The following is a 14,241-nucleotide window of genomic DNA, read 5'->3' as shown; positions in this document are numbered from 1 at the left end:
TTAACTTTTAAAATGATTCATAATAATACGGTAGCCATTTTCCACAGAATAATTTTCTTTTAGAAACGTCCACCCCTTACGTCCCATCGCTTCCCTATCAGCATGAATAAAATTATCTACAATAATGGCAAATCCCTCAATATCATTACTATTGCAACAAAATCCGAAACCATTATTTTTAGCAATTATACCAATATCTGTATTTGAATCTGTTGCAAGTAAAACAGGTATTCCTGAAGCTAAATAATTCAATAGTCTCGAAGGATAATTCGGAATTGTAAAACGATGATCGAGGAATATCATGCCAACATCACTTTGGTCAGCAATATCTTGATATTCTTCTTTAGGCATATAAGCTAACAACTTTGCATTGAATAAATTTTGTGTTTTAATAAAAGTTTTTAACTTATTATATTCAGAACCCTGTCCAATTATAAGGAAAAATACTTTTTTATTGTCCTTCTCTTTTTCCAAACAACGCATCAAAAAATCAATGCCTTGAGGTCTTCCAAGATTTCCTCCATATAAAAAGAGAAGCGCTCCTTCAGGAATGCCGTATCGATGTTTTATCTTTGAATTAATTTTTTTAAATTCTGGTATTTTCGAAGGAATTGCTAAACAATTGGGACAAACTTCAATTTTATCTAGCGATATTTCTCTATTATGGCTTAAAACATAATTAACATTTGCAGGAGACATACAACCAATGAAATCTGATATCCTGTATAATTTCTTTTCTTTATTCCGGAAATGCCTATATATCAATCCCTTTACTCCTTTTGTTCCCATCATACCCAAATCCACAGCATTTTGAGGGAAAATGTCTTTCAATAAAAGATAAGTTTTAGCCTTAGTTTTCTTTTTAACAAACTTAATCGTATTAACCAAAGTTATAGGAGGAGTCGGATATAAAATAAGATCAAATTTAATATCACCATAATATTTCTTTATAGCTTTTTTAAATTTTAGATCAATTGTTAATGTTGATATCCCTTTCTCAAAAATCCCTATATTGCCCGTAATATTTCCTGTAGATATTCGCAAAACCGTAATCCCTCTAGAATCAGAAATACCTATCTCCTCTGAATTCCGTTTTTCTTTTGCACAAGCAACATATATATGATTTCCGTTTTTTTGAAAAACACGTAACAAATCCTCATAAAAACTTTTATGGAAAGGCGTACTAAATGACAATGCTAAAAATAATACATTCATCTTTTCAATATACTTAAAATAAAACGTAACACTCGTACCCTAAAAATTGCCCATCTTTCCTGAATTTGGTATTTAACTCCTGAATATTCTACATATACAGGCACTAAAAACTTTTTACTCCTATGTTTTTTAAAAAAACTAATATACTGCTCTGTTGACATCGTTTTAAATAAAGACAATTCGCTTATTTTAGGTCCTCTCATACTTTCCTCTTGAACGAAAGAAACGATTTCATCATTTTTGTCAGTATTAAACCATAAGATACGATTTTCGTCATCATTAACTTTTAAAGCATAAGTCTCTTTTGAAAAACTAGGAAATACAAGTTTACCATTAAAGTAACAATTAGATGGCAAATAAAAATTTCCTAATCCATACGCAATCGGTTTCCCCTTATAAAACTCAGCACCTTGCGGACAATGAGAATGACAACCAACTACACCTGCAACTCCTAGATCAATCAAATCTCTTGAAATATTCCGATGCATCGGCATAATCCACTTTTCAAGGTCATAATTCCAATGCATAAAACAATACACTTTAGTTAAAGGCTTGAGTAAAATATAGTTTTTAACGACTTCTATAAACTCATCATATGGCTTATCAACCACACAGGTATTATTCTCCTGATTTGAATTCGTTCTTGTATATAGCCTCCAACAATGACCAAAAAATGCATAATGTCGACCTCGATCTTCATATTCATATGGAAGAATTAAGCCATCATTTTCGCATATTCCAAAAACACCAATGTTATTTTGTTCCAAATAATGTTTTGTACGCTGAATTAACGCAGGATAATCATACATGTGATTATTTGCCAATGATACGATTACTTTCCGGGCTTTACTAAAGGCTTGAACAATTTGTGGTGAATTAAAAAGAGTAAGAGTACGTTCGATCTCTTGGGGTTCCAAAATATTAGCCTCAAGATTAAAAATAACAATCTCATTATCAAACACGTTTATTCTATTAACACAATCAACAAACGATTGTATTTTCTCTTCGGGACAAGCGATATCGCCTAAAAATATCATAATAGAATCTAGTTACGAAAACATTTCGTTTAAAATATATTTTTTCTTCCCTGATTTTGCAGTAGAAATAGTACTGAGATATTTTATACTCAAGAATGCATCTTTACCAACAATTACATGAAGTTCATCAATCATTTTTTTCTCATTAATAGAGCCATTTTCTATCACCAAACGCATTTCATAGGTTTTACAAGCAATCTGGGCAAATTGAAATTGTTTTATATTTTGATATCTCCACATTAGATTAGTAATAGAATGGGGAGACAGAGCTTTACCTTCAGAATCAAATATCATATCTACGATTCTTCCACCAAAAGACCCAATAGCTTTACGAGTTACTCCGTGTTCTTTTACTATTGTCCATGCACCAACATCCCCAGTATCATACCTTATCATAGGCATAGCATAATTATATAAATCTGTAACTACAATTCTTCCAACTTCATTAAGCTCCGCAGATTCCTCAGAATCCAATTTTAAAATTTCGATATAATAATTAGCTCTATTAGGAATAAAGATGTTGTTTTTTGTATAATCTTGACCTAAAAAACCATTTTCTTCATTGGCATAACGTGAAACACATTTACAATGGAAAGCTTGCTCTAATGACATACGTGTATTATCAAACAACATTTCAGAACCTCCCACAATCCCACTAATATTACACCCCTGCGCTTTTTCATGACCAAACTTATCAAAATATCTCCTAAAAGCATCAAGAGTAGAAGAATACCCCATCAACATAGCATCACAATTCTTCGTGTATTTTCGGATGAAGTTCAACTTTTTCTCTATTCCATCATCACTTAAGTCTTGACAATCTAATAAATAAATATTCTGAAAAATCTGTTGTATCACAGATTTATTACATTCTCCAACAATAGAGCGCAAATAAATTATTCGTTTCCCGATCTGATAATTAACTTTACCATTATAATATAAAACTTCAGCATATACATGACGTCTTTTACCTAAATCTTGGTAACAAACAAAAGGGGTGCCTGTTGATCCACTTGTCGACATTGGAAACAACTTTTCTTTTTGATAGGCAATAGAAAGATGTTTACTATAATCTTCCCGATAGTCATTCTTTTTAAGAATTGGCCAATCACAAAGTTTTAAGGAATCTATTTTTCCGTAGATAGGTACTGTATTCTGGCAATGTTTTAATAATTTTATAAGTTGTTTTTGTTGATAAGAAAAAACTTCTTCATCATTCCATTCCGAATTCTCACACTTCTCAAGAATTGTTAAAGCCTCTTTTACTGCAGAACCTTTCAAACGATCAAGAAACCAAAATGACTTATTCCGACAAAATTCTAATAGCCGCATATAACTTATTTTTTTATAATATAGTACCCTGCACGATCGGCACTCTTCAAAATAGGAGTTTCATTTATAGATCTCATTTTACTAAAACGCCAAATGATTTCTGGATTTTCTTTTTTAAGATTCTCAAACTTTATCAAATCTTCTTGACACATAATATAATGAATTTCTGCTATTTTAGGCTTACCTACTTTTGTAAAATCTGGAACTTTCCCACAACAAATATTTATTACCATCCCCATAAAATCATAACCAGAGGAAAGAGGTGTAAGATCTGTACCTATACAATCTCCCCCCATACGGGTAGCAATTTCCATAAAATAAATTTTTCCATCTGAAGCAATGCGAAATTCAGGATGAACAGCACCATATTCTATTTTCATTGCCGCAAAAGCCTTATAAAGAATCCGTTCTATCTTTTTAAACATCTCAGGCTCTAAAAGTGCGGGCTGACGATGCCCAATTTCAACAAAATGAGGAGCTCCAGTTGTATGCTTTTCTGTGATAGCTAACAACTTATACTTTCCTTCGTACGCTATACTTTCTCCACTATACTCAGGACCTTCGATAAATTCTTCAAGAATAACTTCTTTTGTTTTTGACCATCCCAAAGCATAATCAAGAGCTTTTTCTAAATCTCCTTTTTTATCAATTTTAAATACGCCACGACTTGAACTTAAATCTACTGGTTTACAAATTAGAGGATAAATAAATTCAGAAGTCGCTGCATAAATATCTTCAATAACACTTTTTTCTGTAACAAGCATAAAATTGGGACTATCAATACCTCCTTCTTTCATTACTTGACGCATGAGATACTTATTTGTAGAAATCTTCTCCGTCCACTCACTATTACAAGGAATTCCCATCTTACGTAACAGAAAATTCATTGGATGCATTGCAAGTTCTGAACAAATAGAAACTACACCACACGGATGCAATTTCTGACATTCTTTCCACAGTCTGTCATAATCTAAGATATCAACAGGATGAAAAAAATCGGCTGTAATCTCACCGATCTCTCCCCTCTGTAAACCAAAGACATGAGTCTCATATCCTAATTCTTTGGCACGAACTATAACAGGATTCTGATACTCATTCGTACCTAGAATCATCAAACGATTATTCATATTTATTGATAATGTATTATTTATTGAAATGAGGTACATTATATCCACCCCATTTTAACCGAATCTTTTCCACATATTCAATTTTCTCTGGCCGTTGAATTTTACGCACAAGATGAAGTCCTCCTTCCTCCGTCACAGAGGGAATACCAATATCATTTTGTCTTGCCACCTTGAAAAAAGTCCTCCAAAGAATTTTAACATCATTTATTAATGATATTTCTTTAACATATTTACAATCATAGGCAAAACGGTCATCCCATCTACATAATGCACGACCATTTATCTGCGCCAAACCTGTAATTCCCCCACGAACCGTATGACGTAAACTTTCTTCAGGTGTATAATATGGTAAATAAAATGGATAGAGAGGACGAGGACCTACCAAACTCATATCTCCCTTAATAACATTTATTAACTCTGGAAGTTCATCAAGACTAGAATTTCTTAAAAAATCACCAAATTTTGCAAACCGATCCGTATCTGGCAACAAATTCCCATTTTCATCTCGAGAATCCAACATGGTTCTAAATTTTATCATTTTAAAAGGCTTTTCGTCTTTACCGATTCTCACCTGTTTAAAAAAAATTGGTGACCCAAGTTTATGTTTAACAAGAAGACACAACACAAGAAAAAGTGGTGATATACAAATAAAACCAAATAATGTAATGATAAAATCTATACTACGTTTAAAATATTTTTTATACATACTAATAAATTATTGATTCTTTCTAGAAAATACAATCCTATAAAATTTATTTGTATAGTAACGTGAAATCTGGATTTTCCCCCAATATCCACTGATATAACTGCTTATTCTTCATTCCCACTTTTGAATAGTCATATTTATCATTGACATACATATGCCCTTTTTGCCCCATTTCAAAAAGTTTCTCTTCTCCTAATTGAATAGCTGTTTCTATTGTTAATACAATATTCTCAACGGAAAGCTCAACACACCAACCTATTTTATTCGTATTCAACTCTTCCCAAGGAGTTCCTGTTGTTGTTATTACGGGAATACCACATGCTAAAGCTTCGGCTATTACCATCCCAAAGTTCTCACTATATGTAGGAAGCACAAATAAAGAAGATTCACAATACAATTTTCGTTTCATTTCACCAAAAACAGGAGGAATAATCGAAACACTTGAATCAAGATAATTATTTTTAATTAATTCTTTAAGATAACTTATGTAATTCTCTTCACCATTACCCGCAATAACAACATTCCAATCTTTATATTTTCCAGTTAATCTCTTCCACGATTCGATAAGTATTTCAATCCCTTTTTTAGGATGAATTCTAGACAAAAAAAGAATTTGTTTCTTTATCTCATCTCTATCCTCAAAAGTCCTACATTTGTATTCAGAAATATCAATTCCATTAGGGATAACTGCAATAGGATTTGTAAAACCAAGTGCCCGTAAATGAACTGCTTCTAAATTTGCTGTTGCTAAAATTGCATTCGCATTCTGAATATCAAAACGTTGATACAATAACATTGCCAGTTTCTTTTTCCACTTTTTTTGTGATAAACTCCATGGTTCTAATGCCCCCCTTGGAGTTATTATATATGGAATACCATATTTTCTCGCTATAGATGCAACATAATGATAAATTGGAATCCAAATACCTTGTATATGAACAATATCATATTTATCTATTAATATTTCTTGTTCCAATTGCTTATAAGTAATATTGTAGGGTAGTATTTTTAACCTTACAGCTGGAAATCCTTCCAATGCATGAAAATTCATATCAATTGTTTCTCTTGTCATTAAAAATGTATCACATCCAACTTTTGATACACCCTTAGCTAAAATAGGGACACTACGAGAAGGCCCCCCTTCACTTTTATCGTTTGTTGACGTAAATATGCAAACTCTCATATTTTATATTCCACTATTAACAATCAATGAGTTATCATGTCTTTTACACAAAAGAAAATATCCAAACCAAATAAAAGAATACAGAAAAGAATAAGCTACAGATATTGACCATAAAAATGTCGTCACGGGAAATTTAAAAAATTTACAACATAAATAAATCCCAATAGCAGCTATAACTAAAAAAAGTACCATATAAAATTCTATCTTTTGTTTTCCAAAAATGGTGAACAAACCAGCAAAAGAAGTAACAACCAACCTAATTGCATACATTAAACATAAACACCTAATGTATTCTCCAGCAACTTCATAGCCAGGGCCAAAGATAAAACGTGCAAAAATGGGTGCGATAATATACAATATCCCAAAACCCACCAAAGATATTCCTAGTAACCCTGCAGAAATTTTTAATAAAGTTTTTATTGTGGGTTTTCTTAAAGAGACATCTTCACTTATTTGCCTGTAACATACTTTACTGACATTAGCTGCTATAAAAATAAGAGGAATTTCTAACAATCGAACTCCAGCAGAATAATACCCCAAAGTTTCTGATGCATACAAAGATGTTATAAAAATAATTACTAACGCAGACGAGAAATTATTTAGGAATTGGGCGGGAACTAGATATAATATCTGATTTTTTCCTTTACCAAGTATTTCTTTCATTTTTTTGGGTGAAAGAAAAGATCGTTTTTTCAATTTTCCCCTATAGTCTTTCGTTTGTCTAAATATACCAAAAACAGGAGCACAAGCATAACCTAAAATTTGACCAATAATCCCCCATTGAAATAACCCTGAAATTACTTGAATAACAGCTCTTGAAACCTCTCGAACAATTCCTATCACACCTATTAACTTATATTGACAGTATCTATTATTATAACTAACAAGTAAATAACGGACTCCGTTCGTAAATACCATAACAGGTACCATGAAAATAATAGGACCATATTTATTGAAAATATTAGGACCTATAAAATAAGCACAAAAAATGACAAGAAAATAAATGATAGATACTCCCAACGCAATAACTATACTTAAATCTGTAACATATTGAGCCTCATCATCGGAATCCTCTGAAACAATTAACATATCAAGTTTTAAAGAAGCTACCGGTATCGCCATATTAGCTAAACTCACCAAAAACGTGTATATACCTAAAGTCTCAGCAGAAATCAAACGAGTGAGGATAGGCTGAGCTATAATATTTATTGATTGGGCCACAACCGTGGTCGCACTCATCAAAAAAATATTATGAAAAACTTTGTTTTGGCGCAATATACTCATTGCTATTCTATAATTTTCAACAACTTAGCAGGATTCCCTGCTATAACACAATGCCCAGCAGGAAAAGATTTAGTTACAACAGAACCCGCTCCAACTATTGTGTTAGGCCCCAAAGATACACCCGGTAAAATCACACTATTCATTCCAATCCATGTATTATCACCAATATAAACAGGTTTTCCTATTTCATGTTGTTCTGGATCTAACAAATTATGATTAGCTGTAATTATTCCTGTATTTTGCCCAATCCATACATTATTCCCAATATTAATCGTAGCAAACGCTTGGAAATAGCACCCAGGCTGTTGGAAAACATTGATGGAATTAACATGAAACAAAATTTTATCCCCCCCTAGTATCATGGTATTTTTACCAACAGGCCAATTTACATTTTGACGATGTAAAAAATACAAACGTGGGATAGCCCTAATTGCCCACCAATATCCCATCCGGTGTTTTTCGAAAAATTTTCCTTTTAGATATTTGGGATTATAAAACAAAGAACAAAATAGTTTCAAGAAAAAAGTCGTTATTCTATGATATATAAGTTGTTTGATCATATTATTAATGCAATTTATTAACTGTAAATTGTATCACTGAAAGTATAACAAAAGCCATTACTAATTGTACTATACGAAGAGATGAAAGTTCAAAAGTAAAAAGCATTAACGTATAGAATATTACAAATAAAAAACTATAATTTGTTTTGATCATTTTATTATAAACACTTCCAATAATGATTCCCACCAACCACATTCCAATCAAAACACCTAAAGATCCAAAATTTGCATACATTGCCCCTACGGTTTCCAATGGCCATGATGATCCATCTAATTCATGTACAGGCATTGGAGGCAATAATCCATCTCGACCATTAGCTATAGAATATAAATACATTCCATCATCCACAGGAGGTTTATCAGAATAAAAAGATGAAGGAATAAACGCCGTAAATAAACCTTTGAATGAAGTTCCATACCACTTTTGATGAGTTTCAAAATAATTAATTATTGCTACGTAAAAAGGAACATAAGATTCACCTGCTATTGCTCTAGCTAATCCTCCATCTACATTTTCCGTATAAAATGCAACAGGGCTGTTTATGAATTGCATATACGCTCCCTCTTGCCTAAATTTTGAATATGTCGTAAAAAACAAATACACAAATAATATTCCAATAATATATTTAGGACGCAAAATTTTTTTTATTCTTATTCTTTTTACAACAAAGTGATAAATAACTATACTCTCTACTACAAGCATCAACAAGGCCTTTCTTCCCCCTAATCCTACCATTAATCCTGCAAAAATGATCAATATGATATCAATAAATCGTATTTTACCTTTCGTCCATCTTTTAGAATAGATAATTAAAAGCGGTGCATAATTTAACAATGAAAGAAGATAAGATTCAAAATCTAAATCTCTTACTAAGTAAGTTCTATATTGTAAATTTGAAAAAAAATAAGCAACACCTCCTGTTTTAGACATAATCAGAAAAAATCCCAATATCCCCAATAAATAAAAAATAATTCCCCAAGTTTTATAAATCCGAATATTTTCATGATCAAGTCGACCAATCTCATTTTGAGACATTTGAATATCTGCAATTTTCAAATATCGATTTGCAACCACCTTGATACCAAGTAATACTAATACATATCCCAAAGACTGCAAAATGATATAACAAAAAAACGAGGTATCTGAATATAAAGCATTCTTTAAAAAAATATCATCAACTATTGAAATATTCGTCGGTATAGCATATATAATCGTTGGTAAAACTATCTTAACTATATATAATAACGTATATGCATTAAGTGGAGAAAAAACATCATGTTTTCTATTTCTTATTAAATAAAATAATAATACAGGAAATATTATAATTATAACTGCAAATAATCTCATCATTTTATTAAAAATCAGTGCATACAGAATTTATAAATTAAAGTACAATATCTTGCAATCATAATTCCTCTCTATTTCTTTCTTATATTTAATCACAATGGAATATATCCCGAGTATAAACTTTATCTTCAACATCCCTAAGAGTGTCATCAAAACGGTTAGCAATGATAGCTTTGCTCATCGCTTTGAATTTGGTAAAATCATTAATAATCTTGCTACCAAAGAAAGTTTCGCCATCTGCAAGAGTTGGCTCATAAATGATTACGTTTGCCCCCTTTGCCTTTATTCGCTTCATGATGCCTTGGATAGCGGATTGACGAAAATTATCAGAGTTCGCTTTCATTGTCAAGCGATAAACCCCAATAATGCAAGCATGCTCTTTACTCGAATCCCATTGTCCGTTTTCACCGTAATAACCTGCCTTTCGTAATACAGCATCAGCAATATAATCTTTGCGAGTTTTATTTGACTCCACGATAGCAGACATCATGTTCTGTGGTACATCTTGGTAGTTAGCTAACAATTGCTTGGTATCCTTCGGCAAGCAATATCCCCCGTAACCAAAGGAGGGATTATTGTAATGTGTACCGATACGGGGATCTAACCCCACTCCCTCAATGATAGCCTTAGAATCAAGTTCCTTCATCTCAGCATACGTGTCAAGCTCATTGAAATAACTCACTCGCAAGGCAAGATAGGTATTGGCGAAGAGTTTCACGGCCTCAGCCTCTTTCATGCCCATGAAGAGCGTGTCAATATTCTCTTTAATAGCACCTTCCTGTAAAAGCCCTGCAAACGTTTGGGCCGCTTCTCTTAGCATCTCGACATCAGTCACGGCCTTTATCGCCTCGTTCTCTTTGACAAATTCAGGTTTGTCTATAATTTTGGGATAACCTACAATGATTCTGCTTGGATAAAGATTATCATACAAAGCCATACTTTCACGCAAAAATTCTGGAGAAAAGAGTAAATTAAACTTTTTTACCCCCTTTTGAGCGTACTTGACATAGAGATTACGAGTGTAACCCACGGGAATAGTACTCTTGATAACCATCACCGCATCGGGATTCACCTCCAACACCAAGTCAATCACATCTTCTACGCGAGAGGTATCGAAATAGTTTTTCTCCGGATCATAATTGGTCGGAGTAGCTATTACTACGAAATCTGCATCCTTATAAGCGTCCTTACCATCGAGGGTTGCCACAAAGTTCAAGGGTTTCTCTGACAAATATTTCTCGATATAATCATCTTGAATCGGGGAGATTCTGTTGTTTAGTTTTTCCACCTTTTCAGGTATCACGTCTACCGCCTTCACTTGATGATGTTGGGACAACAATGTCGCTATACTTAAGCCAACGTAACCGGTTCCGGCCACGGCAATTTTTATATCTTTAAACTTGTTCATGACGTGAATATTCATTATTTCTATTTATATTCATTTTAATCAAACAATTACTATCAACCTTTTAAAAATTCTCCAATAGCCTCTACATGCCTCATCCCGTGCACATCCCCCGCATAATAATCGATCATCCCCGCATCATGTAACCTTTCCGCACCCCGTTGTGCCTCCTTCCCGTAATACCCTGCGAACGACAGAATATTCACCTGTAACCGACAATTCTTGTTCTTCAACTCCTCCCCGTGTCGAACGATATCATCCGCCCAGAAAACGTACCGCTCTGGATGAGCCAACACCACTTCATACCCCCTGGTCTGTAATTCGAACACTACCTGATCAAAAAAAGGTGAGGGAGATAAAAAGTTATGTTCCACCAGTACCCGTTTCTCGTCCCCGGACAGGATCTCTCCCCGTTCGATCAAACTCAACATGTACTCCCCGACACGATACTCGGCTCCCAAATCCAATTCTATCTCTATTCCCTCCTTTTGCAAACCAGCTCGAAGATCTTCCAACAAGGGATAAAGATTTTCCCGTCCATTCATCAAGGCAGGAAAATAAACGTGGGAGGTGCATGTCACTCGTTTCACGCCCAAACTAGATAAGCCTTTCAACACTATGATTGACTCCCCATAAGTCCTAACCCCGTCATCTACTCCGGGTAGAACATGCGAATGAATATCATGGGTATAATCAAAATGTACCTTCTCCCGTTTTCGAAACCACCACATGACTATAACTTACCCTCTTATCTATTTTGCTTGTTGTAATAATTACCGTAACCGTACTTGTAATAGTGTATTCTCCTAGACACACCGTTAACCAGCACCCCGCAATTCGTCACGTGATGCTCGCTTTCCAGTACTCGCAAGGAAGATAACACCCCTCGCGGCAACACGTTCAAGCGAACGACACACAAACAAGCGTCCGCTTGCTTGACCATCGTCAAGGCATCCGCTAGAATTCCCACCGGGGGAGTATCTAGGATAACGCAATCATATTCCCCCTTCATCTCCTCCAACAATGTCTTGAACCTATCACTTGAAAGCAAAGCTACCGGGTTCGGCGGGACATCTCCCCCAAACAACACGCTTAAATTTTCTCCTAGCGAATGTACCAGCCGTCTCCATTCCGGTTCCATTCCTGCCAGATAAGCCGACAAGCCACGGGAGTAATCCTTATGAAGATACGAGTGTAACTGCGGATTTCGCAGATCACAACCGACCAATAACGTCTTTTTACCCGCCCTCGCATAAGCCTTCGCCAAGTGAGCAGCCACCAGTGTCTTCCCCTCCCCGGGTACCCCGGAAGTCACCAACAATACGGGACAGGCTTTCTCACCCAGCATATAGTTCAATTTCTCCCGGATCACTTGCATCGATTCCGACACGGAAAAATTTTCCCGTAACAGGGTAACCTCTTCTTGAGGTAGCTCAGGTATATCTCCCAGCACAGGGAACGGTAGTGCCCGTTTCACCTCGTCGATAGAACGAACTTTATCGTTCAGCATATCCAGCAAGAGGATAATCCCGACCGGGATGCCCACGCCCAGAAACAACCCCACGAGCATGATCAACGCCTTTTTAGGCTCTACAGGAGCACTACCCGCAGACGGATCCTCTATAATTTTAGCCGTCGCCACGTAGATCAATTTAGCGATCTCCGCCTCCTCCCGTTTTTGCATCAAGAAGAGGAAAAGGTTCTCCTTCAATTCCTGTTGCCGGGCGATATCTCGATACTGTTTCTCCTGCGTGGGAACGGAAGTTAACATCTCGTTCACCGACGCATTCTCTTTCTCCACGCTCTTCAACTTGATCAACAGACCACTCTCCACGTTGGTAATTGTCTCTTGTATGTTCTTTTTTAATCCTTGCAACTGGGAGTTTAGCCCGATCACGATCGGATTGCTCTCGCTAGCACTCTGCAGCAACTTGCCCCGACGCAACACCATCTCGTTATAACGAGTGATCCCCGCATTCAAACCCTCGTCCGAGAGACCCAAGTTTTCCGGCAACAGCGAGAACTCTTCCGCCCGTTTCTGCGTGATCGCCGCCCGGATGCTTCGCAACACGTCCAGCTCCGTTTGCAATTTCATCAACTCCGCCTCCGACTGTTTCTTGCGTTCCATCACGAAAGCGGCATCCGAGGTGATATCCGTTAATTTATTCGTCTTCTTGAAGTCTTCCGCCCGTCGTTCGATCGTTCCCAACTCTTGGTTGATCACGTCCAGCCGCTCGTTGATGAACTCCACCGTCGCCTCTGACACGATCCTCTTGTTATCGATACCGTTCTGGTTATACCGCTTGACAAGAGCATTAATCACCGCAATTCCTCTCGCCGGTACGGCGTCTTTCAAGGAGACCAATACGGAGTTCGTGTTCTTTACCAAGATTTGCACGTTCAAGTTTTTTGAAAAAACATCTGTCGTTTTTCGAAAACTAGACAGGTCCACCCGGATTTTTTCCTTGGAAGTAACTTTCCTATTAGGCTCGATCGAGAGGTTATAGTCTCCCATAGGAACACTCTCCGAGTAGTGACCGCTCCACATTTTCTCCCCGTCAAGGTTCATCAATATCACGAGGTTCGCCGTGTCCAACAACACGTGAAAAGACGTGTCCCGGATCTCCCCGGGATTATCCACAAGAACTTTCACCGGCGAATCGTTATAAAGTTCTCGGTCACGCAAGAAACCTTCACGGACGTAACGGACGTTCAAGTCCAGTTCCTCCACGACCTCCCGCATCAGGTTCTTCGACTGTAGCTCCACGATCTCGTTCTCCACAAACATATCCGCCGCCGCCAAGCCCAGCTCTTTCATCATCACGTTCGTTCCCAGTTCCCCCTTTTTCGAGTCGCTGATCATCACCTTACCCGTCACGTTGTAAATAGGCACTCGGCTCTGGCATATCAACAAAGCGATGACCAAACACAAAGGCACCGACACCGCAAACCAACGCCAACGGGTGATAAACTTTTCAACTAATACTTTTATATCTATACTTTCGGACTCACGTTCCCTGTTCAAGTTATTCTCTTCCATGTAA

General features: G+C 36.0%; 12 protein-coding genes. All 12 read right to left on the bottom strand.

The genetic code is table 11. From position 1 onward, the window contains the following. The 12 genes from R8806_RS15005 to R8806_RS14950 all read right to left on the bottom strand — a co-directional run bounded on the left by R8806_RS15005 (position 1) and on the right by R8806_RS14950 (position 14,237). Positions 1-1,215 (bottom strand): glycosyltransferase family 4 protein, encoded by a 1,215-nt coding sequence (locus R8806_RS15005; RefSeq protein ID WP_151411991.1) that lies wholly within the window; start codon positions 1,213-1,215, stop codon positions 1-3. Further along, positions 1,212-2,252: a CapA family protein gene (locus tag R8806_RS15000; protein ID WP_151411998.1), complete on the bottom strand. Its 1,041-nt coding sequence runs from the start codon at positions 2,250-2,252 to the stop codon at positions 1,212-1,214. The genes R8806_RS15005 and R8806_RS15000 overlap by 4 nt, the downstream gene beginning before the upstream one ends. A gap of 12 nt (positions 2,253-2,264) precedes the next feature. Beyond that, positions 2,265-3,584, bottom strand: coding sequence for a phenylacetate--CoA ligase family protein (locus R8806_RS14995; protein ID WP_151412006.1), 1,320 nt, complete (start codon positions 3,582-3,584; stop codon positions 2,265-2,267). A 5-nt stretch (positions 3,585-3,589) separates the two neighbouring features. Beyond that, on the bottom strand, positions 3,590-4,711 hold the full coding sequence (locus tag R8806_RS14990; protein WP_124318400.1) for an ATP-grasp domain-containing protein: 1,122 nt from the start codon (positions 4,709-4,711) through the stop codon (positions 3,590-3,592). 16 nt (positions 4,712-4,727) lie between these two features. Beyond that, a complete protein-coding gene (locus R8806_RS14985) occupies positions 4,728-5,417 on the bottom strand; it encodes a sugar transferase (protein ID WP_151412020.1) in 690 nt (229 codons plus the stop codon). A gap of 46 nt (positions 5,418-5,463) precedes the next feature. Next, positions 5,464-6,600: a glycosyltransferase gene (locus R8806_RS14980; RefSeq protein WP_124318426.1), complete on the bottom strand. Its 1,137-nt coding sequence runs from the start codon at positions 6,598-6,600 to the stop codon at positions 5,464-5,466. Positions 6,601-6,603: 3 nt separating this feature from the next. Then, the gene (locus R8806_RS14975; protein WP_151412027.1) at positions 6,604-7,884 is read right to left on the bottom strand and encodes a lipopolysaccharide biosynthesis protein; all 1,281 of its coding nucleotides are present in this window, start codon (positions 7,882-7,884) and stop codon (positions 6,604-6,606) included. A gap of 2 nt (positions 7,885-7,886) precedes the next feature. Next, entirely contained in the window at positions 7,887-8,444 is a 558-nt protein-coding gene (locus R8806_RS14970; RefSeq protein ID WP_151412034.1) for an acyltransferase, read from the bottom strand. 4 nt (positions 8,445-8,448) lie between these two features. Continuing rightward, complete coding sequence (locus R8806_RS14965) at positions 8,449-9,795, bottom strand: O-antigen polymerase (RefSeq protein WP_151412042.1); 1,347 nt, start codon at positions 9,793-9,795, stop codon at positions 8,449-8,451. Between the two features lie 85 nt (positions 9,796-9,880). Next, positions 9,881-11,200: a nucleotide sugar dehydrogenase gene (locus tag R8806_RS14960; RefSeq protein WP_124317400.1), complete on the bottom strand. Its 1,320-nt coding sequence runs from the start codon at positions 11,198-11,200 to the stop codon at positions 9,881-9,883. A gap of 53 nt (positions 11,201-11,253) precedes the next feature. Beyond that, positions 11,254-11,928 (bottom strand): tyrosine-protein phosphatase, encoded by a 675-nt coding sequence (locus tag R8806_RS14955; RefSeq protein WP_124317399.1) that lies wholly within the window; start codon positions 11,926-11,928, stop codon positions 11,254-11,256. Positions 11,929-11,945: 17 nt separating this feature from the next. Beyond that, positions 11,946-14,237 (bottom strand): GumC family protein, encoded by a 2,292-nt coding sequence (locus tag R8806_RS14950; protein WP_124317398.1) that lies wholly within the window; start codon positions 14,235-14,237, stop codon positions 11,946-11,948. Positions 14,238-14,241: the final 4 nt, after the last annotated feature.

The sequence above is a fragment of the Butyricimonas faecihominis genome, from assembly GCF_033096445.1.
Lineage (GTDB): Bacteria > Bacteroidota > Bacteroidia > Bacteroidales > Marinifilaceae > Butyricimonas > Butyricimonas faecihominis.
Note: the sequence above shows the minus strand (reverse complement) of the source record. Positions and strands in the feature narration are given on the sequence as shown.

What these genes read in the sequence shown, in the direction of transcription:
- R8806_RS15000 (WP_151411998.1), bottom strand. Translation starts at nt 2,252, where the DNA reads ATGATATTTTTAGGCGATATCGCTTGTCCCGAAGAGAAAATACAATCG.
- R8806_RS14965 (WP_151412042.1), bottom strand. Translation starts at nt 9,795, where the DNA reads ATGATGAGATTATTTGCAGTTATAATTATAATATTTCCTGTATTATTA.
- R8806_RS15005 (WP_151411991.1), bottom strand. Translation starts at nt 1,215, where the DNA reads ATGAATGTATTATTTTTAGCATTGTCATTTAGTACGCCTTTCCATAAA.
- R8806_RS14950 (WP_124317398.1), bottom strand. Translation starts at nt 14,237, where the DNA reads ATGGAAGAGAATAACTTGAACAGGGAACGTGAGTCCGAAAGTATAGAT.
- R8806_RS14995 (WP_151412006.1), bottom strand. Translation starts at nt 3,584, where the DNA reads ATGCGGCTATTAGAATTTTGTCGGAATAAGTCATTTTGGTTTCTTGAT.
- R8806_RS14975 (WP_151412027.1), bottom strand. Translation starts at nt 7,884, where the DNA reads ATGAGTATATTGCGCCAAAACAAAGTTTTTCATAATATTTTTTTGATG.
- R8806_RS14990 (WP_124318400.1), bottom strand. Translation starts at nt 4,711, where the DNA reads ATGAATAATCGTTTGATGATTCTAGGTACGAATGAGTATCAGAATCCT.
- R8806_RS14960 (WP_124317400.1), bottom strand. Translation starts at nt 11,200, where the DNA reads ATGAACAAGTTTAAAGATATAAAAATTGCCGTGGCCGGAACCGGTTAC.
- R8806_RS14985 (WP_151412020.1), bottom strand. Translation starts at nt 5,417, where the DNA reads ATGTATAAAAAATATTTTAAACGTAGTATAGATTTTATCATTACATTA.
- R8806_RS14980 (WP_124318426.1), bottom strand. Translation starts at nt 6,600, where the DNA reads ATGAGAGTTTGCATATTTACGTCAACAAACGATAAAAGTGAAGGGGGG.
- R8806_RS14955 (WP_124317399.1), bottom strand. Translation starts at nt 11,928, where the DNA reads ATGTGGTGGTTTCGAAAACGGGAGAAGGTACATTTTGATTATACCCAT.
- R8806_RS14970 (WP_151412034.1), bottom strand. Translation starts at nt 8,444, where the DNA reads ATGATCAAACAACTTATATATCATAGAATAACGACTTTTTTCTTGAAA.